We start from the raw sequence: 25,588 nt of genomic DNA, 5'->3' as shown, positions 1-25,588 counted from the left end.
TTTTCACTAATACTTGAATATCAGTCTTGTAAATACAACTTGTTAATATTTCATAGAATCTGGTATCGGATAATGACGTACCGGTTTCGGTTTACCGGCACGACCTTTTCGGTATTCATTCATTTGTAATACGTAAGCAAGTACCTGGGCTACGGCTAAATAAAGTTCCGAAGGAATTTCCTGATCAAGTTTTGTTGTGTGGTATAAAGCACGGGCTAAAGGCGGCGCTTGTATCATTGGTATCGAATGCGCTTTCGCTACTTTACGAATGTTCAATGCAATTTCATCAATACCCCGAGCAATAACAATGGGCGCACTGCTGGTTTGTTGATCGTATTTCAATGCGACCGAGTAATGCTCTGGATTGGTAACCACCACGTCAGCTTCTGGTACCGCTTGCATCATTCGACGATGCGACATTTCGCGTTGCAATTGTCGAATGCGACCTTTAACTTCTGGCTTTCCTTCAGTATCACGAAACTCGTCTTTCAACTCCTGCTTGGTCATTTTCATTTGTCGAGAATGATTCCAAAGTTGATAAGGTACGTCGATCAAAGCAATAATCACCAGCGATGCCGACACCAATAGCAAAGCCGATAACAACATATCGATCGCAGTGATCACTTCACTTTGCGGCGTTGATTGTCCGAGTTGCATGTATCGCTCGAAGTTGGCATCGATCACTAGATAAGCAACCAGCGCAATTAAAAAAAACTTGCCAATTGCCTTACCGAGTTCTACCGCGGCGTTAATTCCAAGCATTCTTTTAAACCCCGAAGCTAACGACATACGGCTGCCTTTGGGTGCCAAAGAGGCCATTGAAAAGGTGAGTCCTCCGAGTAATACCGGAGACAGTGCAGAAATGACAAAGACAGCAATATAAAATAAAGCAAGAGCCGAAAAAATATAGAACACACTGGTTCCAAGCGCTTCGAGCATATAACGCTCATTAAACAATTGGTTTCGAGCAACCGAAAACGTGATATCTCCGATTTGCCAAAAACTGTAAGCAACGTCATCCGAAACAGCCATTAACGTCAGAGGGCTGATAATTAATACCAAAGCCGTCGTCAGCTCACGCGAGCGAGCGACTTGGCCTTTTTCTCGCGCTTGCTGTTGTTTACGGGGTGTCGCCTTTTCGGAACGTTCACCACTGTCTTGCTCGGCCATGCACTACACCTTGTTAGCAACTCATAAAAAGCAATTGACAAGCCAACTGATTACCACGCTCAATTTGCTCGGTAAAATAAGGCAGAAAACTTTTCAACAAAAACCAAATGATGGTTAAACCTACCACCGTCATGATGGGAAAACCAACCGCAAATATGTTCAGCTGTGGTGATGAACGCGTCATCACGCCAAGACTTAAATTCATTACCAATAAACCAACTATGGCAGACAACACCATCATAAAAGCAGTGGTAAACATGAGTTCAGCCCAGTTTACAAGTTGATCTAATCGCACGAAAAACAATTGCGATTCTACTATGGGTAAACTTTCGAAACTCATGACAACGATCTGAATCAAATTTAAATGCCCATCAACAGAAAGAAAAATTAATGTCACTATCATTACAAACATTTGTCCAAGCGCCGGAACACTGACGCCCGTGTTCTGATCAATCAGAGATGCAAAGCCTAAGCCAGTTTGCATAGCAATAGTTTGACCAGCAACCACAAACGTTTCAAAAACAACTCTCGTGACAAAACCAATGCTTACACCGATAAATGTTTGCATAGCAATTTGAATCACAGCTGAAATGCTGAACAATTCAATTTTTGGCATTGGAGGCAAAATGGGCATAGCAACTACGATTACCGACAAAGCGAGAAACAAGCGAATACGTGGCGTGACGGTGCGTGAACTAATGATGACCATTGACATGATCAGGCCACTTAATCGAGCGAACGGAAGTATATAATGCGCGAGCCAATCATTGATGGCAGCAAATTCAATGTGCATTAACCAATGAGTTCCGGTATGGAGTGATAAAGCGTTGTTGTAAACTCTACCAAACTTCCAACTATCCAATGCCCTAATAAAGAGAGTGCCAACAAAGTAATCAGTAATCTTGGAAGAAATGTTAATGTTTGTTCATTAATACTCGTAGCGGCTTGAAAAATAGCAATGATTAATCCAACAATTAATCCAGGTAAAACGATGGTTCCGGTTAATACAATAACCATCCAGAAAGCCTGACTGAATACATCAACAACAATCTCTGGAGTCATGATTCACCTCAGTTTTAATACTCTTTAAATCCTCGAAGCCACTTTCGCTCTTTCGGGGCGAGCGCTGCACTTTTTACTAGTCGTCATCGCATTATTTTACAGGTCTATTTTGGTCTAACCCGTAACCCGGAAAAAGAGCTGCGTTTTCCAGAAGCAAACGAATAGTATGAGTCATCAACCAAAACTGCTGGCCAGCGTACCCACGATCAATGTCCAACCATCAATTAAAACAAACAACATGATTTTAAATGGCAACGAAACAATCATTGGAGACAACATCATCATCCCCATCGCCATTAAAATACTGGCGATAACCAAGTCAATAATTAAAAAAGGGATAAATACTAAAAAGCCAATTTGAAAGGCTGTTTTCAATTCACTGGTAATAAATGCGGGCACCAAAACCGTAAAAGGCACATCTTTATATTGAGCTGGCTCCAATGCCAATCCGGCTAATTCAGAAAACATTTGCAAATCATTTTCTCGAACCTGCTCCAACATAAACGTTCGAAACGGTGCTTTCGCCACTTCCAAAGCTTGCACCGAAGTCAAGCTCTCATTTAAATAGGGTTGAACAGCGGTATCGTTTACTTCACTGATTACCGGCGCCATAATAAAAAAACTTAAAAAAAGGGTAAGTCCTACCAAAATTTGATTTGATGGCGTTTGTTGCAAACCGAGCGCCTGTCGTAATATCGCAAAGACAACCGAAATTCGAATAAAGCTAGTCATCATAATAACAATGGCAGGTAAAAACGTCAGCATTGTCATCAGGATCAATACCTGTAACGTCACAGAGTATTCCTGACTTCCATCGGTCGCTGTAGTCACTTTAATGGCTGGCAAAACGCCTTGCGTTGCTTCTGTTATGTTGGGTAAAAGCAAAATGACAATCAAAGTGATAAGCACAGTAACCTGTCTACTCATGCGTTCTACCGAAAGACTTTTTTAACTGATGAGAAAGCGCATCTTTAAAGGAAACATCCCTCACCGTTTCGTTAGGAATGCAATGTTCGCTGAGTTCCTCGATGCAATTAATCGTATTTGGCGTTACACCCAGCAAAAAATGTCGGCCATCCACCTTTATCACTATTAAACGCTCCTTCGCTCCCAACATTTGACTGGCTTTAATTTCAATGACCGAATTGCGATTTAATAAACCACCACCCAGTCGTTTAAGAAACCAGGCGCAAACAAGAATGACTAAAATAATAAAAATAAGAGCAACGAAAACAGAAACCAAAGAGTTAGAAACGGAAGGAATTGCCTGCTGGCCATTGTTATCCGCCAAAATAGGTGGAGAAAAAATCAATAAGGAAAAAACGCCTAACGTTTTCATCACTTAAGTTTCTTGATGCGTTCGCTAGGACTCATCACATCAGTCAACCGAATGCCATACTTTTCGTTGACCACAACCACTTCTCCATGCGCAATTAAAGTACCGTTAACCAAGACGTCCAAAGGTTCACCTGCAAGTCGATCCAGCTCCACAACCGACCCTTGATTCAGTTGCAGCAAGTTGCGAATAGCAATATTAGTGCGCCCGACTTCCATCGACAAGGTGACCGGTATTTCTAGAATAACATCCAAATTTTCATTGCTCACTTGCGGACTTTTCGATTCGTCTTTGAGGTCATCCAAAGGCGCTTTTTCAGTTTCCGATTCGGTTTCGTCTTGTTCCGACATAGCGGCCGCCCACTCTTCGGCCATTTCATCCTGATTCACATCATTTTCTTCACTCATGTTCAGTTTCCTCAATCAGGCCTCGGGTAATATGATCACGGGGAATGTCTTCCAAAATCTGTAAAGCAACTTTGTCGCGCGATTGCCCATAACGTGCACGAAAGGTGGGTAAACCACCCACATCAACCACCACTTTTTCTGGCATGTCGACTGGTATAATGTCACCCTTCTTCATTTTCATGACATCACGCAATGTAATTTCTTTGGTCAAAAGCGTTGACGTTAACTCAACTTCAGCACTCATCACTTCTTCCCGTAACGCTTCTACCCATCGAGAGTCAACGTCATCTCGATCACTTTGTACACCAGCGTCAAGCTTTTCTCGGATTGGCTCAATCATTGAATAAGGCATAGTGACATGAAAGTTCCCACCTCCGCCGTCAAGCTCAATATGAAAACTGCACACTACCACCACTTCGGATGGGCTTACAATGGTTGCCAATGCCGGATTAACTTCGGAGTCCATGTATTCAAAATCCACTTTCATTACTGGTGACCAAGCCTCTTTTAAATCAATGAACGACTGCTCTAATAAAATTTGAATGATTCGTCTTTCGGTTGGCGTAAATTCTCGGCCTTCTATTTTTGCGTGAAACCGTCCATCACCGCCAAAAAAATTATCCACTAAAATAAAAACCAGTTTCGCCTCCAAGGTAAATAGCGCTGTGCCTCGCAAAGGTCGAATGCGTACCATATTTAAACTGGTGGGTACAAATAAGCTGTGAACATACTCGCCAAACTTGATCATTTGAATTCCGTTAATCGAAATATCAGCACTTCGACGCATCAGGTTAAACAAACTGATGCGCATGTGACGAGCAAAGCGTTCGTTGATCATTTCCAAGGTTGGCATGCGACCGCGAACAATACGGTCTTGCGATGTGAAGTCGTAAGGCGTCGCTTCGCCGGGAGCCGCTTCCGACTCTTCGACATCGATATCACCATCGTCTACCCCGTGCAATAAGGCATCGATTTCGTCTTGACTTAAAAGGTCGGTCACCATAATGAATTATTGCTCGATAAATTATTGCATGACAAAACTGACAAAGAGTACACGTTCCACATAAGGCTCACCTTCTAATTGGGTCATTGTCTCTTGTACAACTTTAAGCGCATCCTCCTGCAATTGAGTACGACCCTCAGGTTTAATTATCACATCAGCATCTGCGGCACTTACCAATGTGAGTAAATCATTTTTTAATCGAGGCATATGCTTTTTAACCAAATCTTCCGCTATAACGCCGCGTACCATAAAATTCATTTTTATTTGAACCATGCGATTTCTTGACTCCCCTTTTACCGGAGCGATAATCGCTTCAGGCACACCCACATAAATTGCAGGTACTTTCTTTTCTTTTACCTCACCTTCAGTGTCTCCTGTACTAGGAGCGTCACTGCCACCCATAAAGAAAATTGCACCACCAACGCCAGCCAGCAATGCCACCACGCCAATAATAATAAACAACAACTTGTTGCTTTTCTTACCGCCCTCGACATCGAGTTCGAGTTCTTGTTCTTCAGCCATGTAAAGCTCCTCGAGATTGTTTATTCATGGCAGATCGCTATTGAAAAATACCCCATCGAGTTACCGAAAATAGTACATATATTTACAAAGCAATCTTGGTGCCATTAAGTTATTTGTTAAATATTTCGCTGTATTTCAGTATGTTAGAAAGATTAATCCGTTCGAGACAAATATTTGACACACAAATATCAAAACGTTAATAACAATGTGATTGGTTGGTTGCCAAAAATCCGACACTTTTAAAACCCACTACCTATCGCTACAAGTATAGAGGCAATTGGTTAAGTTTGATGAATAGCAAAGAGTGGCATTAGAAAGAGAAGAACGTATAAACTTTTGTTGTTAACATTGTCATTTTTGCAGAGTCAAAAAAAATGATAGCCGTATCTTAAAACGAGTAAAACCTCCACACACTTTACGGCCGCAAAATGTCCTGTCTATTAGCAGCATTCACTTTATTAAGAACTGAACAGTTTATTTACACAAACAAATCAAGCCGGTTTAAATCGATACCCATCTTAATTTCAGTCACGCTCGACTCAGCGGCGTCATCCTCTTGCAAGACGACTTCGGATGTTTGCTCGGTATCGCCACTTGTTTCTCGTTGCTCACTTTGCACATCAAATTGCGATAAATGGATCCCTTGCTGAGCCAACATATCACGCAGTCGCTCCTGATTGGCTTCGAATAAATCGCGTGTTTGCACATGATTCGCCTGTACCGTAATCGAAGTTTCACCATTATGATGGGAAACCCTAATGGTGAGTGGACCGAGTTCTTGAGGGTCTAACTGAATTTCGGCCCGTTCTAAACCACCTTTCTGCATCCAGCGGATGGTTTGTGTAAAATCTTTTTGCCACCCCTTAGCGTAAAGCACAAGGGGCGTACTGACGCTCACACTCGTCGCTTCTTTACTGGAAGCAGACTCATTCAGACCGAGAGTACTCACAATTTCCGATTGCTGACCAACGCTCGAACTTGCATCTGAAGTTTGTGTAACCGGTTGAGTAGCCAAACTCGTGTATCGCGGATGATTCAATAATTGTGCTCGTTTTTCGGTGTTGACAAACAATGCGGATAAAGAGGCTTTTAATGGTGCACTTTGCTTATTGTCAAGTTGAAGTAATTCGTTCGTTAGCTGATCAGTTATGGAGAGCTTTTCATTCTTTGTGAGCCCATATTTTTCCTGTTGAATTAACGTATTTACCTTGAATTTATCGTCCGCAATTTTAACTGAGTTAAACTCGGCATTGTTAAGTGCGCCTTTCTTTTTTACCAACAGCTCGCTCTCGTCGAATGTAGAATCGATCGGGTTGAGGCTGTTTTTCAATTCCGCAGCCTTAAGGTCCAACGACGGATCAGATTGAGTCTTTAGTTTCAAGAAGCCATCGCTTGTTTTAGTAGCCAATTCCAAATCCGTAGCATTGAATTTAAAACCATCACTTACCGAACGCTCATTTCCAACAGTATGAGTCAATACACTGTCAGGCTCACCACTGGCTTGAAGTAATCCATGAGCATCCAGTTGCTTGTTTTTGAACTCAATCTCCTTTGAAATTAACCGAACACCGTTAATGTCTGTAAAAATGTTGGCTTCACGGTGACCGTCCTTTTCCGGTAAAGCATCGTTGTCCCAAACCAATGTGGATGCTTCAGTGATGCCTGAACCTGATGCACTCAAAGGATCAAATGATAAATCGTCAGTAGTTAACGTTCTTAGTTCATGCTTTAAACCCAGTAGACTGTTTTTTCCCTCGTCCTTCTTATGGTCGGTATCCGCACTCAATAACGGAAAACTATTGCCGGCTTGCTGTGGTTTCAAGTTATTTTTATTGTTCATCTCAAACCAAGAAACGGACAGATTTAATTTAAGCCCAATGTTTTCCTCCAAAGGTGCCTGAAACGCAAGCTCCTCCTCCTTTTGGTTGATAATCGACTTAAAACTCAATAGGTTACCAAAGCTTTCTGTTTCTGTATCGAGGTTTTGCGGCGTTGCTTTTGTTGCTGTTGATACCGAATCTGAAGATGCAGCGGTAAGAAAAACCGAGAGTAAATGCGACACTTTCTAGCCCTTGCTGGATTAACTTATTCCTTTGAAACGCAAATTCAATGCCAATATTTAAATTAAACAGACTTTAAAACGTCCAGTGTTTCGAGATATGCGCGATCAATCTTGCTCAGCAAACAATTGGCATCGGTAAGGTCGCCTGACTTGGCTTGTAACTCCAAGTCTTTACAAAGCGTTGCTAACTGCTCAGCCCCAAGGTTACTGCTCGCGCCTTTTATGCTGTGAGCTTCTCGACTGACAGCCGTATAGTCCTTTTGATCAATCAAAGTTTCGATGTTTAACAGATGTTGGCGAGTGTCGGTCTCAAACGCTTGCACCAGTGTTTGAAAATCACTGCCTAATAACTCTTTGAGTTGTTCAATCGTTTCTCTCATTTTAATTCTGCTTTTTTGCTTTCCAGTTAAAAATAACCTTAACATCAGCTCCGAAATTTTCAAATTCTACCGAGTCTGCCAACTTAAAAATCAATGGATAACCTCGCCCACTTAACTTCCCTTTTTTTGCTTTTACTTGCAGATCTCGGTAATCAAATCCTGAGCCACTGTCCTGAAAACAAATCACGAGTTGGCCACCTTCGGCCTCTATCTTGTGAGTAATCTCCATGTTGACAAATCCCTTTTCTAATTTCTTTAATTTTTGCTCTCGCTGACGATAGTACTCCGCAAAGCCATCGGCTGACTTTTTCAATTCCGAGCTCAATCCAAGAACACCGTGCTCCAATGCATTGGAATAAAGCTCGGTTAATATGGTGAGCACCTGCGTTCGATAACTCCGTAAGTTACCAATTGACATAAGATGTTCGGTCAACATCGGTAGCGGGTTGAAATTTTTTAATGAATAAGGGCCTAGTTTTAATTGAAACGAAGAGTCACACGGCCCTTCGGTTGAAAGCAGCTCGTCAACTTCGTGTATTGCATTAACACCGTATTCTTTGTGATTTTTTATTTCTACATAGGTGATATCGTCGGCTTGCTCAGTACTTTTACAAAACAACTCAATGCCTTTTTTCACTTTATCAAAAGCACTTCCATCACTCGCACCTTCGCATAATGCGATTAGCAGTCGGTCGCGACCAAACAACTCACCTTCTGGGTTTTCAGCTTCAATCACTCCATCGGAGTACACAAACAAACTCTCGCCCTCATTAAAGGGTCGTACATCAATTTTCACATCAAATTTATCATTATCAACAATACCCAAAGGAAGGTGTGTCGAAGGATAATCAGCAACTTCGCCACTGTTGCGATTTATGATAAAAAGATCGGGCATGCCTGCATTAATTAACTTAATGTTGTTTTCTTCAAAGTCGATTTCTGCGGCAACCGCGCAACAAAAAAAACCCGTTGGCAGTACGGTAAAGAGTCGAGCGTTGAGTTCGCGTACAATTTCATAGAGCTCGAAGCCTTTTTTTGTCATACCGAAAAAAATATCACTACCAGGCATGGCTCCTATTGAAGAGGCCAAACCATGCCCAGTAAAATCTCCTAACAATACATTTAACCCACCTAATGGGCGCTTTGCTGCCAACAAAATATCACCATTAAAAACTGACATAGGTGACACCGAATAGCGTATATAAGGCTCACCCAATGCCCCTTTATGAGCGATGTTATCAAAAATTCGTTTGGCTACTTGCTGCTCCTGCAACAAGTGTTCGGTATGAAATTCGATTTTTCGTTTTTGCTCAAGAACGGTCGTGTACAACTCCAAGGCTCTGCTGAACGCATTGATTTTCGCTTTTAAAATCACCGGATTAAACGGTTTGGTAAAAAAATCATCGCCTCCCGACTCAATGCATTTAACGAGTGACTCGGTATCGGTAAGTGATGTAATAAAAATAATTGGGATATAGCGTTCGGTATAGGTTCCTTTAATCTGTTCGGCTACGGCAAAACCGTCCAATTCTGGCATTAATGCGTCAAGCAATATGATATCAGGTGAGTGTTGTTGGTATTGTTCCAGTGCGACAATGCCATTTTCGGCTTCATAAACTTTATGGCCCTGATTTTCAGCAATTTTTTTCAGGATCAATCGATCAGTAAAATTATCTTCCGCGATTAATATTTTCACATTTAAGGCCCATTGAATGTGGCCCTACTCTATCTCAAAAAGTTGCTCAAAATTGGATATCGTTAAAATTCGCTTAATTTCATTATTGCAATTTTTTATGACAATTTTCGCTGAATCACCGCCTGCAAAATCTCGAAGCAGCAATAACATACCCAATGCTGAAGAGTCTAAATAAGTCGTTTCTGACAGGTCGACCACATAAGCTTCCGGTTTATCAGCAAGCTCTTCATAAGATGACCGAAAATCCTGATGGCAGCTGAAGTCAAATTTACCGGCTACTTTTATCGTTAGTTCGCTCTCAGAGTTATTGCTGGTCACAGCCATTTATTCTATCTCCATCAGGTTTTAAATTAATAGGTTTTATATCCCATCGTCATGAGATTAATAATAGAATAAGGGCTTGATTACGCAAGCATCTCTAGGCTAATTTCCTTTATACAAATACACCAGGCTACTCGCAATTGAGCGATTGCCGATATTTTCGTTCTCGGCGTGCGATGGTGTCATTTCGTAACTTCCTGAGTTTTTTTACCCTTACCATGCCCTGATGCACATCAAAAAAGAGTTTACGCGGTGCGGCTCCACCAATATCGTGTGCAATCAGTTTTAAATTAAGTTGATGGATGTGATCCAGCAAAGTCTCGATATCCTGATGAATACGCTCTTGCCAATGTGGCTCCAGTATTGCCCCTCCAAATAATTTAATTTCCAATGCTTCAGGTGTTGCTCCAATTCCCACTAAGGGTTTAACGAGCTGTTCGATAGGTTGCAAAAGGTTAACGGCTTGATGGTTGGCAGACGGCTCGTTAGAAAAGCTCATCAGAAAATGATTCATTGCTCCCAGTTGTTGTTTACGGTCATATACACACAAGGAAAGACAACTTCCTAACGTAGTGACAATCAACTCATTTTGACAGCTTACATAATATTCTCCAGGCTTGATTTTCGCGGCAAACATACGGTTATGTCGATCATAATAACGAGTGACATTCTCAAACCCTGGTAAAGGCTCAGGTAACTTAGGGCCTAAAATTGATGGCATTTTCATTGTCTACAACACGTCTCTTTACATTGAGTTCTTAACTCCGTTAACGGTTGGTCGTTGATTATTTATATCGTCTTCCAGCTGCCGCGCTTCTTTACGTGAAACGTCGTATTGCTCTCGCTTTTTCATTTTTTCTTGGTATCGACTAACGGCTTGCGTTCTACGATTGGTAGATTGCCAAGCTTGTCGTGTTTGTGAAACTTGTTGTTTTAACTGTATTATTTGCTGCTGTTGATGCTCAATAGCTTTATCCAGTTGATTAAGGAACGCTTTAAAATGTTGTAACTGACTGCCTGAGATGCCTTTTTTCGCACGATATTGAAACTCCGCCAAGTAGTCCGTTCGATATTGCACCAGTTCATTTAATCGTGACTGAGCCTGCCCGTAATTTTGATTCGCTTTGGTTAAGTCATCGGCTGCACTTTTCTCTTTTTGCTGCGCGACCTGCTTAACAGGCTCGATACGTTGTGATGGTGACTTCATGGCATTAACATCCCGGGCACGTTGTCTTCAGAAGCTGTTTGTAACAACTCAAAAAGCTCACCTATACTTTGCTGTAAGCCTTTACTCTCATTGATCCCCTGCTGTAAAAATTCCGTCATAATAGGCTTTAATGAAATCGCCTCGTCAATGTCTTTATCGCTTCCTTTTTCGTAAGCGCCAATATTAATTAAATCGCGGTTGCGTTGATAAATAGAATAAATACGCTTAAATTCCTTTACTGCACTCAGCTGTTCTTCGGGAACAATTTGAGTAATGGCTCGACTGATAGAACCTTCAATATCAATGGCCGGATAATGACCTGCATCGGCCAATTCACGCGATAATACAATGTGCCCATCAAGAATGGCACGCGCTGCGTCAGCAATAGGATCCTGTTGATCGTCACCTTCAACCAATACCGTATAAAAACCGGTGATAGAACCTTCTCCCTTTTGTGCATTTCCAGCGCGCTCAACTAATTGAGGTAAACGAGCAAACACGGAAGGCGGGTATCCTTTGGTCGCTGGAGGTTCTCCAATCGCTAATGCGATCTCACGCTGAGCCTGACAGAAGCGCGTCAGGGAATCCATCAATAACAAAACATTTTTTCCTTGATCACGAAAATATTCAGCGACACTGGTGGCAACCATGGCACCTTGTAATCGCATCAAGGGTGGGTTATCCGCTGGTACCGCAACCACAACCGCTCGTTGTCGCCCCTCTTCTCCTAAAATATGCTCAATAAACTCTTGAACCTCACGACCACGTTCACCTATCAAACCTACGACAATGACATCCGCAGATGTAAAGCGAGTCATCATGCCCAGCAAAACCGATTTACCGACACCACTACCAGCAAATAAACCCATGCGCTGGCCTCGCCCTACCGTTAATAACGCATTAATTGCGGCAACACCCACATCGAGAGGTTCGTTGATCGGATGACGCAACAATGGGTTGATGGGTTTACCTTGCAATGGATACTGAGCAACCGCATGCAAGTCGCCCATTGAGTCAATGGGTTGACCGTAACCATCGAGCACCCGACCTAATAATTCATCGCCTACTTTCACATTTGCGCTAGCTCCGGTTGGGATCACACTAGCCCCAGGACCTAAACCTTGAATATCACCAGTAGGCATTAAATAGATTTTATCGTCCGAAAACCCGACCACTTCGGCCGGCTCTTGATTACCCAACTGTGTCGTAATCAAACACCGTTCGCCAACATTGACTTGGCAACCCACCGCTTCCAACGTCATACCAACCATCCGTGTCAACTTACCGGAAACTTGTAATCCCGGTGCCGCTTGCAGTCGTTGCTGATAAAGTCGAAACTGTTGACTGAAAAGTTTACTCATTTTCAGACTCGGGCAAGGTCATTCGCTGGTCGCCAAACACATGGTTAAAGATATCCGACAAACGCTTTTCAATGGTAGCGTCTACTTTCGACGTATCCGTTGTTACCATACAGCCCCCCCGAGAAATAGAAGGATCGTCGGCAATCATCCAGCTGGAAGGCTGCTTTGTTTCAACTGAAAAGACTTTACGAATTAAACTGGCATCGTCCGGATGCAATTGCAACATCACTTTGCGCCGAGAAGCCGGTAATAATTTAATGGCCTCTCGTACCACGGCAATTACTTGCTCAGGATTATGATGCAATTCTCGCCGAATAATTTGTCGGGTGACCATTATCGACAATTGCGCAAGCTCAATAGCAACTTCTTCATTTTCTTTTTGCAACGGCTGTTCAATCTGTTGCATCAACGCATCAAACGCTTTACATAACTTTTGATACTCTTGTTGCGCTTGTTGCAGCCCAGCCTCGTAACCCTCCTTTTTTCCTTCGGCATAAGCTTCTTCCCTAATGGCCGATATTTCCTCTGCTGTAGGTAATGAGGCAACCTCCTCTTCCCGTGCATTGGAAGGTTTATGCGAACCGTCATCAAAAGAAGGCAGTTCCCATTTATCCAATCGGTCGACCGATAAGTCCAGTTTTGCGTTACTCACTGTGCGTCACCTAAATCAACTCCTCACCGACTCCACCGAGAACAATTTCACCAGCATCAGCCATACGTCGAGCAACCGTTAAAATTTCTTTTTGCGCATTTTCAACTTCACTCACTTTTACCGGTCCCATGGCTTCAAGATCATCACGCATCAATTCAGCTGCGCGCTTCGACATATTATTAAACACTTTTTCCTTAATGGCTTCATCCGCGCCTTTAAGCGCTAACACCAGTGTGTCAGTCGAAATTTCACGCAACAACGATTGAATGCCACGATCATCGACTTCGGACAAATTATCAAATACAAACATCAGATCCTGGATCTGTTGTCCTAGGTCTTCATCGACCTCTTTGATATTCTCGATCAGCAAACTTTCAATATTAGTATCGAGAAAGTTCATAATATCAGCCACTTTCTTAATACCACCAATTTGCGCTGCTTTAGAAGATGTGCTGCCCGAAAACTGTTTCTCCATTATGGTATTGAGCTCCTGCAACGCCGAAGGCTGTATCGACTCTAGTGCAGAAATTCTAAGCGCAAGATCAAGCCGAACTTTTTCAGGAAACAGTCCAAGAATTTCCGCGCTCTGATCGGGATCCAAATAAGACAAAACAATCGATTGTATTTGTGGGTGTTCATATCGAATAATATCGGCAACGGCCCTAGGATCCATCCACTTTAAAGTATCCAGGCCCTTTGTGTTCGCGCCTAACAGAATGCGATCGATCAATGCGTCTGCTTTATCATCTCCCAAAGCAGACTTTAAAGTGTTTCGAATATAGTCTTCTGTTCCTATACCAATACCTGTTTGGTCTTCTACTTTTTCAAGAAACTCATCGAGCACACCTTCTACGGATTCTTTTTCTACGTTTCTGAGCGATGCCATGGCAAGGCCAATTTTTTGTACTTCCTTTGGCCCCATATGTTTAAGAACTTGCGCCGCGTTTTCTTCACCCAATGAAAGCAACAGTACCGCCGCTTTCTCGGTACCGGAATACTTAATTTTTTCTTTCGCTTTTTTAACTTCAGCAGGTACTTGTTCTTGCTCACTCATCTTCTTCTACCCAGTTTTTAACTAACTGTGCAACCATGGTTGGATCCGCTCCGGCTACATTTTTTGCGGTTTCACTTTTTGGTGAGCTGGAAAGTTTTGGACCCGGAAGTTCAAGAGGTGCTTCACTTTCCAACCCAAGCCCTTCTTCTAATCCACCCAACCCAAGTTCTTCGTCACCCGGTGTTGCATAAGTAACCTCCGGTTGTCGTGTTAACTTATTCAAAAGTGGTTTAAGTAAACCAAAAATTAACAGTAACCCGAGTAACAAGGCAGTGACGGGTTTCCACAACGCCTTAAATAAGGGTTGTTCATAAAAGGGTAAAGGCCCAGGTGGTGGTAATTGTTCGGGCCGTACAAATTGAAAACTTTCAATTTCTACCTGATCGCCTCTATTAGCATTATAGCCAATGGCCCCTCGAATTAGTCGGGTGATATTAGCAATTTGTTCATCCGTTCTGGGTATCATAATGGTCGCATCTTGAGGATCCGCGATATAATCCAAGCCAACCGAAACACTAACCTTTTGAATAACCCCTACTTGCTGCCGAATATGACTGATTGTGGTATCCAAATCATAATTCCTTTCCGCTTCTACACGACGGTTTTTTGGTCCTGTTTGTTCTGAAGAGTTTGTTGTTTGCTGGGTTAGATCTTGCGGTATCGTCGCAGCGGCCGGAGGTTGATTGCTCAATGCTCCTGGCACGCCTCTTGACTTTCCTAACGCAGACTCATCTTCCAATGTTCTTTCACTACGAACTGCGGGCAACTCAGGGTTAAACAATTGTTGTGTTTGTTCGGTTTTTGTGAAATCCATTTCTACGTTAACCTGCACGGTATAATTTCCTTCACCTACAATAGGAAGTAAAATTTGCTCTATTTTGTCGCGATAATCCATTTGTTGCTCACGGATTAATTTCATTTCTCGATTGGACTCTCGTTCTTGTTCACTTTGACTGCCTGAATGCAATAAACGACCAAGCTGATCGGTCACCGTTACTCGATTCGCTTCTAGGTTAGGAACACTCCCAGTAACCAAATCGACGATCGCTCTTACTTGCTCCGCATCGAGTTGTCGTGTGCCGTAAAGATTTAATAACACAGAAGCACTGGGTTTTCGTTTATGTTTGAGAAATGCCGTTTCCTTTGGAATGGCTAAATGCACTTTTGCAGCACGAACACCACTAAAATCACTGATCGTTTTTGCCAGTTGTAACTCCTGGCTGCGTTGTAAACGAGCTTTTTCCAATCGTTGTGAAACGCCGAACCCCGTCTCCTTGGTGAGAAAAGGATCCGCTTGTGTATCTAAAACGACTCCTTGACCTGCGAGTTCCATTTTAATCCTTTGATAACTTTTTTGTGGGACCATGATTAATCCTTGTCCATCTAGTCGATAACTTATATTGTTTTGATCAAGATAAGTCACCACATCCAAAGATGTCGCCGGATCCAAAGGACCAATAGGCCGCATATCCGGCTCACTACCCCATAAAACAATGAATACGCCCAGTGCAACACTGGCGGCGATACCAATCATCAGCCCGAGCTGTTTAAAAACGCCAAGATTAGTCATACCCGGTAAAAATGTGGGCGATGCATCCACTTTAGCTATTTCGGTTGACGCTGCTTCTGCCACTTATTTACTCTCCTGTAAATTTAGGATTGTCGCATGTATTAGTTATATCGGCATATTCATAATATCTTGATAGGCGCTCACCACACGGTTTCGAACCTGAACCGCTGCATCAAAAGCGACACTGGCTTTTTGCGAAGCGATAACCGCTTTTACTAGGCTAACACCACCATCACCTCGCTCAATGCTGTTTGCTGCTTCGGCAGCATTCATTTGATGTTGATTAACCGCTTGTAAAGCATTGGTCAATGCATGAGTAAAGTCGGTATTTTTAGAAGGGGTTAGTGCTGGTGTATTTTGACTTTGCGCCGCTTCGGTAAGTCGACGCATTTGCGCTAAAATTTGGTCAGGTGTAATTTGTGTCATAATGGTTTCCACTCCTAATCAATCACGCTGGCATTTCGTAACCGAGCTCACGCATCTTCGCCAATTTATACCGGAGCGTCCTAGGACTGATACCGAGCTCTTCAGCGACCCGTTTTTTCTTACCGTTAAATTGCTTTAAAGCTTCTATTATAATTTGATATTCGTGTTGGCGAACGCCCGCTCCCAACGCAGAGACTTTATCGTCGTTTACACTTTCGTCTGTTTCGAATGATTCAATTTGACTTTCAAACATTAAGTGCTCTGCCTCTATGGTTTCACCCGAGCAAAGTATTAAACAACGTTGCACCACATTATCCAGCTCCCGAACATTACCAGGCCAATGATAGCTCAGCATTTTTGTTCTAGCGCCAACACTCATTTCAGGCGGAGGCAAACCATTTTGGCGCGCGTATTTTTTTAATAAATGGTGCGACAGTGGAATAATGTCTTTCGGTCGTTCAGACAATGGCAAACAGCTGAGAGGAAATACATTTAATCGAAAGTATAGATCTTCCCGAAAACGCTTTTCGCTCACCTCCTGTCGTAGATCACGATTGGTCGTGGCAATCACTCGAACGTTTAGCTGTACTGTTTTCCTACTTCCAAGACGTTCGACTTCTTTTTCTTGTAGCACCCGTAGTAATTTAGCTTGTAAAGCCAAATCCATTTCTGAAACTTCATCCAATAGCAATGTGCCTTGTTGCGCTTGTTCAAATTTACCCGGACACGATTGATAGGCACCCGTAAACGCTCCTTTTTCATAACCAAACAAAGTGGCCTCTAACATATTCTCTGGAATTGCAGCACAGTTAATTGCAATAAAAGGTTGATCTTTGCGATTGGACTTTTGATGAATAAATCTTGCCATGACTTCCTTACCACTGCCACTAGGTCCATTCAATAAAACCGTTGATTCAGTCAATGCAATACGTTCTGCCAGTTTATATAGCTGCCGGCTTTTCTCATCTTCCACAACCGGTATCGACGGTAACGAATCGTCGTTAACATAACGCTGCAATACTTCGAGCAACGCTTGTGGCTTAAAAGGTTTTTGAATGAATTCATTTGCACCGTCTTGCATTGCAGCGACTGCCATATCAATGGTGCCGTACGCCGTCATAAAAATAAACGGTGTACTCAAATCGGTTTTACGAACAAAGCGCAATAATTCCTGGCCATTTCGCTCACCTAAGTTCACATCGCTAACAATAACGTCCGGTGATTTTGCCGACCAATGGACCATTGCCGAATCGACATCTTCAGCTTCAACCACATGAAAACCGGCAATATCCAACGTATCGGTTAGCGCTTCTCTTAGTAATGCATCGTCTTCAACGACCAATACACGCGTGCTATTCATAAACGACTTCCTCAGACTCTAAAGTTACCGGTAAGAAAAGTTGAATGGTAGTTCCCATACCTGACTGTGATTCTATTTCTATTTCCCCCTGATGCGCTTTTATTACCCCATGCACGACGGATAGTCCGAGCCCAGTACCTCCAGATTTACTGGTATAAAATGGCTCGAGTATGCGTTGTTGCAGCGACTCCGACATACCGACACCATTATCTTTAACGGTTATGGTTAATACCGCGTTGATCACTTCAAAAATTATATCGACCTGCCCATCGGTCCGATGTGCGATCGCATCTTCCGCATTTTCAACAAGGTTTCGAAGAGCACTTAAAAATGCGTCACAATTAATATTGACTTCTGCCTTTGGCAAAGATGTTTCATGAAAAGTGACTTGTGGATATTGCGACGCCATGTATTGACATATTTGCTGCGAAAGTTCAGTTAAAAGCATTGAGCTTTTTTGTAGCCCTCCGGTTTTAGCAAACTGCAACATATCATTAATATGTCGATCCAAGTGAGATAAGCAATCGATCAAACGCTGTGTAAATTTATAGCGTTTCTTTTCATCGAGCTGCACACTTGCAATGCCATCCGCATAAAGTAACGCTGAAGACAATGGTGTACGGATCTGATGTGCCAACGACGCCATCATTTTCCCCATACTGGTCAGCCGCTTATCCTGATTAACCTTATCCTGCAACTTTCGTGTTTGAGTTAAATCAGTAATGACAATTAACTGCCCAGGCTCATAATCGAGTGAGCGAGTAACAATATGCACTCGCCTACCATCTTTTAACGAAATCTCATGCCCATCATCCAATCTAGGAGCAAAACAGCGATTGATTATTGAAACCCAGCGTTCGCCTAACAAGGGTCGCCCGAGCAAATCCACCGCAACGGCATTGCAATCCTGTACCAATCCAGTTGCATCTAAAACGATAACTCCAGCTGGTAAAATCGCCAAAAGGCTTTGTAAACGCGAAGCGACTCGTTCTCTTTCTTGTAGCTGTTGCTGTTTGTTTTTAACTTCCTGGGCCAGTTGTTCGGCCAAATTTTCGACTTGGTCTTCCAGGTTTTGATACGAATGAACAAAGTTTTCCGAAAGGCGATTGAATTGAGCGAATGCGGCTTGCAAGTGCTCAACATTCAATGAGTTCATGTCTGGCAGTTGACTACCGACGTTATCCGTTTGAAAACCGGTATTTGAAGAAGATTTTTTTGAAACCGTCGAAGCTGAAACAGACATCGAATTCACTCTCCTCGATACTTTTACCCAAAGGGCTTTACCTGGATTCTGAGGGAGCAATAAATATGCCTATGTCGATTATTCTTTAATTTTCAGTAAGTTATATATATCGCTTACGGCATTCCTTTGCATAAGTCAAAATTCTGGCGATAAAAAATTAATTGCGAGTTGCGAGTTGCGAGTTGCGAGTTGCGAGTTGCGAAAGGCTAATGGTTTTAATGCAATCACCCAAATGAAACGAGGGTTATTTTTCGGAGCTTGTCATTCACTGCTCGAAACAGAGTCCGATCGATTAATTTCGTATTTTTTCATTTTTTCAACGAGAGTGGTTCGTCTCATGCCAAGACGTTCTGCAGCCTTGGCAACGACCCAGTCACTTTCTTGCAAAGCTTTATTGATATAGTCAACTTCCAGCTTCGCCATAAATTCCTTCAGGTTTAATCCATTTTCCGGTATCTCCCCTAATGCATCCAAAGCAGGTTCTTGCGGCTCCGATACGGGAGGGCTTGGGGGATCTTGCGCTATGATTTTTTCTTTAAGTGCAGGCGACTCAAAAGGAGCAAGCCCTTCGAGGTATTGGTATTTTCTCGGCAACTCATTAATATCCACTACGCCATAAGGGTACAATATGCACATACGTTCGACTAAATTTGCGAGTTCACGTACATTACCCGGCCAGCTGTGACGCATGAGTGAAGCCATAGCGTTTGCACTAAATCGAACCGAATCTCGACCATGCTTTTCCAAACGCGTTGTCAATTCATTGATCAATAACGGAACATCGTCTCCGCGATCTCGCAACGCCGGCATTTCAATTGGAAATACATTCAGTCGATAATAGAGATCTTCACGAAAGGTCCCTTTTTCAACTTCTTGTTCTAAATCTCGATGAGTAGCGGCAATAATTCGAACGTCTGCTTCGATCGTTTTATTACTTCCAACGCGCTCAAAACATTTTTCTTGCAGTACCCGTAAAATTTTCACCTGCATCGCAAGGGGCATATCCCCTATTTCATCAAGAAATAATGTGCCGCCCTGCGCTAACTCAAAACGCCCCTGACGAGAAGACAATGCGCCTGTAAAAGCGCCTTTTTCGTGTCCAAACAATTCACTTTCTAAAAGTTCTCCGGGAATTGCACCACAGTTTACGGGCACAAAAGGTTTTTCAGAGCGAGCGGATAAGAAATGAATATTTCGTGCAGCGACTTCTTTACCAGTGCCAGACTCACCAAGAATTAAGACATTTGCATCGCTGGGTGCGACCTGCTCAATTAATTTTCTAACATTTTGAACCGCTTGACTCGCTCCGACCAAACTTCGAAACAGCTCCAACGGCTTTTGCCCTTCCTGAATCACATGGCGATTTCCATGACACTCCTGACAAGCATGCAAAACTTCGAGTAACTCATTGTATTTGGGAGGCGTATCAATTCGACCGACGATTTGATACGCAAGGTCATCGCTTAAGTTACCCGAGTATGCAACATCACCGATCATCAAAATGGGCAGGTAACTTGAGAAGCTCTGAATCTCAGAAATCAAATCCGAGACTTTTTCGTATTGGTGATGTTCTCCGATCGCAATAGCCAAATATTCATGTGGCTCTTTTAAGTATTGCTGCCAACTAACAGAGTCAGCTTCAATACAATCTTCCCCCACAAAATTTAAGATCACGCTGAGATCCCGACGACGTTCAACGTCATCGTCTATCACCAGTGTTTTTAATTCAGAAAACACATCAACCCCAGTATTAAATAGCAAGCAGCGATCAAAAAGCTGCTAAATTGTCATATAAATTAATAAGCTATGTTAATAAATAGATGGAGTTTCGAGGTCTGTCAATTTATCGACTATCTCATACATCAATTTTTCTTTAAAGAAATTTAGAACAATGCCGATACGTAATCCATTACCCATCCAATTACCTGGGTGGGTATTTTTTTGGCTTCAAATTTTGTGGTCATTTGTGTTTATGTTTAATAAGTTGTAGGAGAAGGTATGCCATTGAGCCGTATCCACCTGTCAGGCTTCATTTTCTTTTTAATTATCTTTTGCAGTTTTACTAAAAGCGGTTTTGCAGCGCCCATGCCAATGAGCCATACCGAACTTTATGGAGCGACGCAACTATCCGGACATGATGGTCTCTGTGTTCTGGACACCAAAGGAGTACAGTGCTGGGGGCGACCAGAAATTCGAAATGTTCCAGTACTTAACAATCCTATTCAGGTAACCTCGCATTTAGGCAACGCATGCGCCTTGCTTGCTAGCGGACAAGTACGGTGTTGGGGTCACAATCAAAACGAACTCGACAATCCATCTATATCGAATATTCTAAAAATAAGTGTTTATGGAGCAGACGGATGTGCGATCGTTACAGGAGGACTTCGAGCTGTTTGTTGGGGCGTTCGATCTAACGGAAAAATCCCCCCTTATCTAGGCAGTGCATTGAACGATATTGCTGTGAATCGGTATGGAGCCTGTGCAATAGCAGGCGGCAAAGTTCGATGTTGGAATTGGATTAATGGAGGCGACCACGTATCAAGTGTACCTTCAGATCTAATAAACCCCACAAAACTTTTTAATTCATTCGATGACTTAATGTGTGCATTAACAGATACAGGAATAAGGTGTTGGGGAGACGTATCTGCTCAAGTTAAAAACCACTTATTAGCAGTATATTCTGATGCATCTGAAATTGCTGTTACTAGAACAAATGGCTGTGTAATAGAAAGTGATACTGTATTCTGCATCGGGCAAGGATATGACCCAGAGTTTAGTTTGCAGCTGAAGAATCCAACTGATTTGTCTAGAACACAATTCGGATATTGCGCTTTAGACGATGACGGCTTGCATTGTTGGACAAGGTTAGATTATTTATCGGGGCCTCTTGTGGGTGAAGAACCGAATATTGAAAACGCAGTAGATTTATTTGGGACAGACTCTCTCTACTGTCTATTAGATGAAAAGCACATACCAGTATGCTGGGGTATGAACGCTGAGAACATTCCAAGTGTCGAAAGCATTGATTCTGCATCAATCGGTAGAGGAAACTTTTGCGCAAACAAAAATAATGAAATTTCTTGTTGGGGAATCACTACACCGAATAATAATTTTTCTCAAATAAGGGACATGGTAAATGGAACTTACGGCCCATGCATTCTAGATGAATTTGCAGTGAAATGTTTTAGATCAAATACCGGTAACTCCTATTTCAATTACTGGGGGAATTTTCGAAAGTTTGACTCAAATAACAGCAATGACTACTGCGCTATAAATAATACTGAAATTGAATGTTGGCATTATCCAAGCTTTGATGAATCTAGCTTTACAAACGTACCTACTTTATCTAATCCTAAAGAAATAGCAGTATTAACGGGTGGCAACAGTGCATGCGCACTCGATGACAGTGGTCTTGTATGCTGGGGCCCTCATTCAATAACGGGTAATGTACCTTCAAACGTTCAATCTCCTTATTTGCTCCATTCAGGAACGACTACAACATGTGCAGCCGGCAATAATGGCGTACATTGTACATTTTATAATAATGGAGTTGATTTCGGACAGGCTCAGTTCATGCCGTTTACAAATGTTCAGGCAATTGCAGTAAACCGCGTTTCTTCTTGCGCACTTGTTAATGGCAAACTTGAGTGTTGGGGAGCGGCAACATTTGTCCCAGACATCAGTTCAGACAAAATACCACCTACCGTTTATGCGCCTAATGATGTTGTTGTTGAAGCGACTAGTGAAGATGGTGCAATCGTTAACTATCGAAACGCAACAGCCGAAGATAATATTGAAGTTACAAAAGGTCCAAGTTGCTCACCTACTTCAGGGTCACAATTTCCACTCGGTGTTACCACAGTCATTTGTACAGCTGAAGATGCTGCAGGCAATGTTGGAAGCGATGAGTTTACGATTACTGTACAAGATACAGCACCACCAACCGTTACTCTCACCGATGTAATTGATGGCCTTGGCATGAAAGTAGATAACGATGGATTATCATTATCTGAAACAATTAGCTTTTACTTTGAAGCCAGCGATACTGCAAGTGAAGTGAGCTTTCAATGCATTTTAGATAACTCTACACCAGAACCATGTTCCACTCCTCAAGTTTTTTCCAGCCTTTCTCTTGGTAATCATGAATTTAAACTTATTGCATCAGACCTGGCTGGCAATACTACTGAGCTGTATTTCAGGTGGACCACATTATCACCATTGGGGGAAGTGCAAAATACAATCAATTAATACTAGGATTTAATTTAAAATTTATCTTTAAAGGATAACTCGACAAAACAACATATTATTAAAGCGCATTCAATCTCATGAATGCGCTTTTTTTAAAGTTCATGTCGAATATACGCAGACTATTTGTAACATTCAGACGCTAACGAAGATGATTAAAATTCAGCTCAGATTCTGATTTTAATCCATTATTATTGATAAGAAGATTCGGATTGGCATGCATCACTTCGCTGGGGCTAAAGTGGCGAGTATAAAATGTTCCCTTAATTTACAATCAACGCCTTATCAATCAAACTCTTTAAAAGAGCTTCAAATTGCGGTCGATCTTGACCAGTTGTATCACTCTCACGGGCAATGTCATCAAGAGTAGCCGTGCCATCAAGCAGCATTAATAATTCTGCTTCAGGCTTTTCTAATGACACATAGTGTTGGTAGCAATTTGAAACAGTAAGTTTTCCAAGCCTGACCTGCTCGCGAGCAAAGACATATGCAACGGGCTGTTCATTTACAGAGCGAATTGCTAAAGTCGGTTCAAACTTCACATCAATTAAATCTTTTCGAAGTAACTGCAGCAAAAAGTCCGTCACTTGCTTTAAGTCATTAGTAATCGTTTCATTTGACTGCTGATCAGCATCAATATTATTGGATGCATAAACAGTATATAGTATCGAAGGAACATCCACCGGGTGTGGATAGTTTTGAACAAGATAATCCATAACGTTTGCCGCAAATGGATTTTCTAACGTAAATTGAACACTCTCATTATCGATTTTTAAATAAGTATTACCCTCGTTGTTCAACCCTTTTTTAGAAACACACTTTGACGAAAACCATAAAACACCCAGCTTTTCGCTTGCGATGTTGAGCTCTAATGGATGCTTGTCATGCGTCACCAACGTTCGCCGAAATACTCGACCATTGAGGTAATCGAGATATTCCTCTTCTTCAATTCGGCTTTTTACATTATTTTTAATCCAGTTGACCGCGGAATTGCTCTCTTCATACTGGTCAAGAAACATCGAGTAAAAGTCACAGTCTCCGAGGTATTGCAATTCAAACTCACTGATGTTTTTGGCAAAGTCACGAAAGTAACTGGGATAGTTGCAAGTTTCAAGGTACTCGTGATGCACATAAAACACTGGCAAATTTTCAATTTGAACCATGCGCTCATTTAACAATTGTCGAATGGGTCGATCTGGAAAATCCGCGGCTCCACTGGCAAATGCTTTTAACACTTCCAGTGAACGTTTCAGTTTCGCATTAGGTTCTTCAATACCTTGCGAAGCACGCAACATGAGTTGTCTGGCGACATCCCAGTTGTGCCAACCGGGATATACATTGTGGCTGATATAAGCAACGCCATGCTCACTCAAATTGTGCTTTACAACTTGCAATATTTCGTCACGTACATCGGGTGGCACCCAGGAATAAACACCATGACATATTATGTAGTCAAACTTTTTATCTTCCTTTAACTCTCTGGCATCCATTGTTTTTAAAACCATATTTTGAATGCCACTATCTTTTACCAGTTTTTTACCAATAGCGATTTGCTGCTCAGATAAATCAACACCAAGGCAATAAGCCTCTGGGTGATTAGCTGCAAATCCAATTAAGTTTGATCCAGTCGCACAACCAATTTCGAGCACTCTAGCCTGCTTTAAAGATACCGGAGAGAGACCCAATAATACGGCAATAGCAGCCAATTTTTCCGGCTGTGTGTAGTCGAATACTAAAATGTCGTAAGGGACTTCGTTATAGCTGCTTGCCGTTTCCAAAACGATAGACTCACTGCTACGCCTCATCACCAGCCCCATTTGTTTGTTAAGCTCTAAGTTCGAAGCTCTAAGTTCTAAGTTCTAAGTTCTAAGTTCTAAGTTCTAAGTTCTAAGTTCTAAAACGATGTTTCGAACATATTGATCATATCAACTTCACTTTTCATTTCAATTAGTGCTTAGTGCTTAGTGCTTAGTGCTTAGTGCTTAGTGCTTAGTGCTTAGTGCTTATAGATTAAAACTTAACGCTTCAAAAAAACAGGGGCTATTGCTAGCCCCTTACCGTACGATCATAAAGAACTTGTTTCTTACCTGTTCTCAGCAAGTAAGTGTAGTTCTTTTAGAAGGATTTCTCCTTTCGAATGTTCTCAGCAAACAAAAGGATACAACCTTCTCGGGAAACCATTTTGCATTGTTCTCAGCAACAACAAAATCAGTGTCCCAAATGCCTTGTAAACTGAAGCGATCTATCATGGGTATTCAAGAATACTTAACTTACATGGCAACCTTGCTAAAGCATCTAGTGTGCCAACGAACATCAAACTGGATATCAGCTCACGCTATTTATCACATATCCTATTGTTTTATATAGATATTTTAACACTTTGCAAATTTATAGCTTAGAAAGAGTGCAGCGGCTTCGAGGTCGTTATTTACAGGAACTCCGAAGCCGTTTTAACTCTTTCGGAGCGACAAGACTGAAAAGTATTGCCGCTTTTTTGCCGGTTTTTACATC

Annotated in this window: 24 protein-coding genes; 1 reads left to right on the top strand and 23 read right to left on the bottom strand. The window is 42.1% G+C overall.

From position 1 onward, the window contains the following. Positions 1-42: 42 nt before the first annotated feature. The 22 genes from flhB to ACTUJY_RS11665 form a co-directional block, all read right to left on the bottom strand. Positions 43-1,170: a flagellar biosynthesis protein FlhB gene (flhB, locus tag ACTUJY_RS11770; RefSeq protein WP_463616287.1), complete on the bottom strand. Its 1,128-nt coding sequence runs from the start codon at positions 1,168-1,170 to the stop codon at positions 43-45. Between the two features lie 13 nt (positions 1,171-1,183). Beyond that, complete coding sequence (gene fliR / locus ACTUJY_RS11765; protein ID WP_463616286.1) at positions 1,184-1,963, bottom strand: flagellar biosynthetic protein FliR; 780 nt, start codon at positions 1,961-1,963, stop codon at positions 1,184-1,186. Beyond that, positions 1,963-2,232, bottom strand: a complete 270-nt coding sequence (gene fliQ / locus ACTUJY_RS11760; RefSeq protein ID WP_463616285.1) for a flagellar biosynthesis protein FliQ — start codon at positions 2,230-2,232, stop codon at positions 1,963-1,965. Before fliQ ends, fliR begins: the two co-directional genes overlap by 1 nt. A gap of 174 nt (positions 2,233-2,406) precedes the next feature. Next, a complete protein-coding gene (gene fliP, locus ACTUJY_RS11755) occupies positions 2,407-3,159 on the bottom strand; it encodes a flagellar type III secretion system pore protein FliP (protein ID WP_463616284.1) in 753 nt (250 codons plus the stop codon). Then, the gene (gene fliO / locus ACTUJY_RS11750; protein ID WP_463616352.1) at positions 3,152-3,571 is read right to left on the bottom strand and encodes a flagellar biosynthetic protein FliO; all 420 of its coding nucleotides are present in this window, start codon (positions 3,569-3,571) and stop codon (positions 3,152-3,154) included. The genes fliP and fliO overlap by 8 nt, the downstream gene beginning before the upstream one ends. Further along, positions 3,571-3,975 (bottom strand): flagellar motor switch protein FliN, encoded by a 405-nt coding sequence (fliN, locus tag ACTUJY_RS11745; RefSeq protein WP_463616283.1) that lies wholly within the window; start codon positions 3,973-3,975, stop codon positions 3,571-3,573. Before fliN ends, fliO begins: the two co-directional genes overlap by 1 nt. Next, a complete protein-coding gene (fliM, locus tag ACTUJY_RS11740; protein WP_463616351.1) occupies positions 3,968-4,975 on the bottom strand; it encodes a flagellar motor switch protein FliM in 1,008 nt (335 codons plus the stop codon). Before fliM ends, fliN begins: the two co-directional genes overlap by 8 nt. A 24-nt stretch (positions 4,976-4,999) precedes the next feature. Next, on the bottom strand, positions 5,000-5,500 hold the full coding sequence (locus ACTUJY_RS11735; protein ID WP_463616282.1) for a flagellar basal body-associated FliL family protein: 501 nt from the start codon (positions 5,498-5,500) through the stop codon (positions 5,000-5,002). Between the two features lie 478 nt (positions 5,501-5,978). Beyond that, positions 5,979-7,562: a flagellar hook-length control protein FliK gene (locus tag ACTUJY_RS11730; protein WP_463616281.1), complete on the bottom strand. Its 1,584-nt coding sequence runs from the start codon at positions 7,560-7,562 to the stop codon at positions 5,979-5,981. A 62-nt stretch (positions 7,563-7,624) separates the two neighbouring features. Beyond that, the gene (locus ACTUJY_RS11725; protein WP_463616280.1) at positions 7,625-7,942 is read right to left on the bottom strand and encodes an Hpt domain-containing protein; all 318 of its coding nucleotides are present in this window, start codon (positions 7,940-7,942) and stop codon (positions 7,625-7,627) included. 1 nt (position 7,943) lies between these two features. Next, positions 7,944-9,638 carry an ATP-binding SpoIIE family protein phosphatase gene (locus ACTUJY_RS11720; protein ID WP_463616279.1) on the bottom strand — a complete coding sequence of 565 codons (1,695 nt, stop codon included), beginning with the start codon at positions 9,636-9,638 and terminating at the stop codon, positions 7,944-7,946. Between the two features lie 24 nt (positions 9,639-9,662). After that, complete coding sequence (locus ACTUJY_RS11715) at positions 9,663-9,962, bottom strand: STAS domain-containing protein (RefSeq protein ID WP_463616278.1); 300 nt, start codon at positions 9,960-9,962, stop codon at positions 9,663-9,665. A gap of 127 nt (positions 9,963-10,089) precedes the next feature. Beyond that, entirely contained in the window at positions 10,090-10,686 is a 597-nt protein-coding gene (locus ACTUJY_RS11710; protein WP_463616277.1) for a hypothetical protein, read from the bottom strand. Between the two features lie 18 nt (positions 10,687-10,704). Further along, positions 10,705-11,166, bottom strand: coding sequence for a flagellar export protein FliJ (gene fliJ / locus ACTUJY_RS11705; RefSeq protein ID WP_463616276.1), 462 nt, complete (start codon positions 11,164-11,166; stop codon positions 10,705-10,707). Then, entirely contained in the window at positions 11,163-12,527 is a 1,365-nt protein-coding gene (gene fliI, locus ACTUJY_RS11700; RefSeq protein WP_463616275.1) for a flagellar protein export ATPase FliI, read from the bottom strand. Before fliI ends, fliJ begins: the two co-directional genes overlap by 4 nt. Next, entirely contained in the window at positions 12,520-13,179 is a 660-nt protein-coding gene (locus tag ACTUJY_RS11695) for a flagellar assembly protein FliH (RefSeq protein WP_463616274.1), read from the bottom strand. The genes fliI and ACTUJY_RS11695 overlap by 8 nt, the downstream gene beginning before the upstream one ends. Before the next feature lie 10 nt (positions 13,180-13,189). Then, positions 13,190-14,233: a flagellar motor switch protein FliG gene (fliG, locus tag ACTUJY_RS11690; protein ID WP_463616273.1), complete on the bottom strand. Its 1,044-nt coding sequence runs from the start codon at positions 14,231-14,233 to the stop codon at positions 13,190-13,192. Next, positions 14,226-15,866, bottom strand: coding sequence for a flagellar basal-body MS-ring/collar protein FliF (gene fliF / locus ACTUJY_RS11685; RefSeq protein ID WP_463616272.1), 1,641 nt, complete (start codon positions 15,864-15,866; stop codon positions 14,226-14,228). The genes fliG and fliF overlap by 8 nt, the downstream gene beginning before the upstream one ends. Before the next feature lie 42 nt (positions 15,867-15,908). Next, positions 15,909-16,229: a flagellar hook-basal body complex protein FliE gene (gene fliE / locus ACTUJY_RS11680; RefSeq protein ID WP_463616271.1), complete on the bottom strand. Its 321-nt coding sequence runs from the start codon at positions 16,227-16,229 to the stop codon at positions 15,909-15,911. A 22-nt stretch (positions 16,230-16,251) separates the two neighbouring features. Further along, positions 16,252-17,589, bottom strand: coding sequence for a sigma-54-dependent transcriptional regulator (locus ACTUJY_RS11675; RefSeq protein WP_463616270.1), 1,338 nt, complete (start codon positions 17,587-17,589; stop codon positions 16,252-16,254). Next, entirely contained in the window at positions 17,582-18,832 is a 1,251-nt protein-coding gene (locus ACTUJY_RS11670; protein WP_463616269.1) for a sensor histidine kinase, read from the bottom strand. Before ACTUJY_RS11670 ends, ACTUJY_RS11675 begins: the two co-directional genes overlap by 8 nt. 261 nt (positions 18,833-19,093) lie before the next feature. Further along, positions 19,094-20,569: a sigma-54 dependent transcriptional regulator gene (locus tag ACTUJY_RS11665; protein ID WP_463616268.1), complete on the bottom strand. Its 1,476-nt coding sequence runs from the start codon at positions 20,567-20,569 to the stop codon at positions 19,094-19,096. A gap of 261 nt (positions 20,570-20,830) precedes the next feature. Here ACTUJY_RS11665 and ACTUJY_RS11660 point away from each other — a divergent pair, with 261 nt between their 5' ends. Next, on the top strand, positions 20,831-23,080 hold the full coding sequence (locus tag ACTUJY_RS11660) for an HYR domain-containing protein (protein WP_463616267.1): 2,250 nt from the start codon (positions 20,831-20,833) through the stop codon (positions 23,078-23,080). Positions 23,081-23,340: 260 nt separating this feature from the next. Here the strand turns inward: ACTUJY_RS11660 and ACTUJY_RS11655 are convergent, their stop codons facing one another. Continuing rightward, positions 23,341-24,882 carry a methyltransferase regulatory domain-containing protein gene (locus tag ACTUJY_RS11655; protein WP_463616266.1) on the bottom strand — a complete coding sequence of 514 codons (1,542 nt, stop codon included), beginning with the start codon at positions 24,880-24,882 and terminating at the stop codon, positions 23,341-23,343. Positions 24,883-25,588: the final 706 nt, after the last annotated feature.

The organism is Pleionea sp. WD8-19 (genome assembly GCF_055326765.1).
The sequence above is the reverse complement of the archived record's forward strand: the minus strand, read 5'-3'. Positions and strand labels throughout refer to the sequence as shown.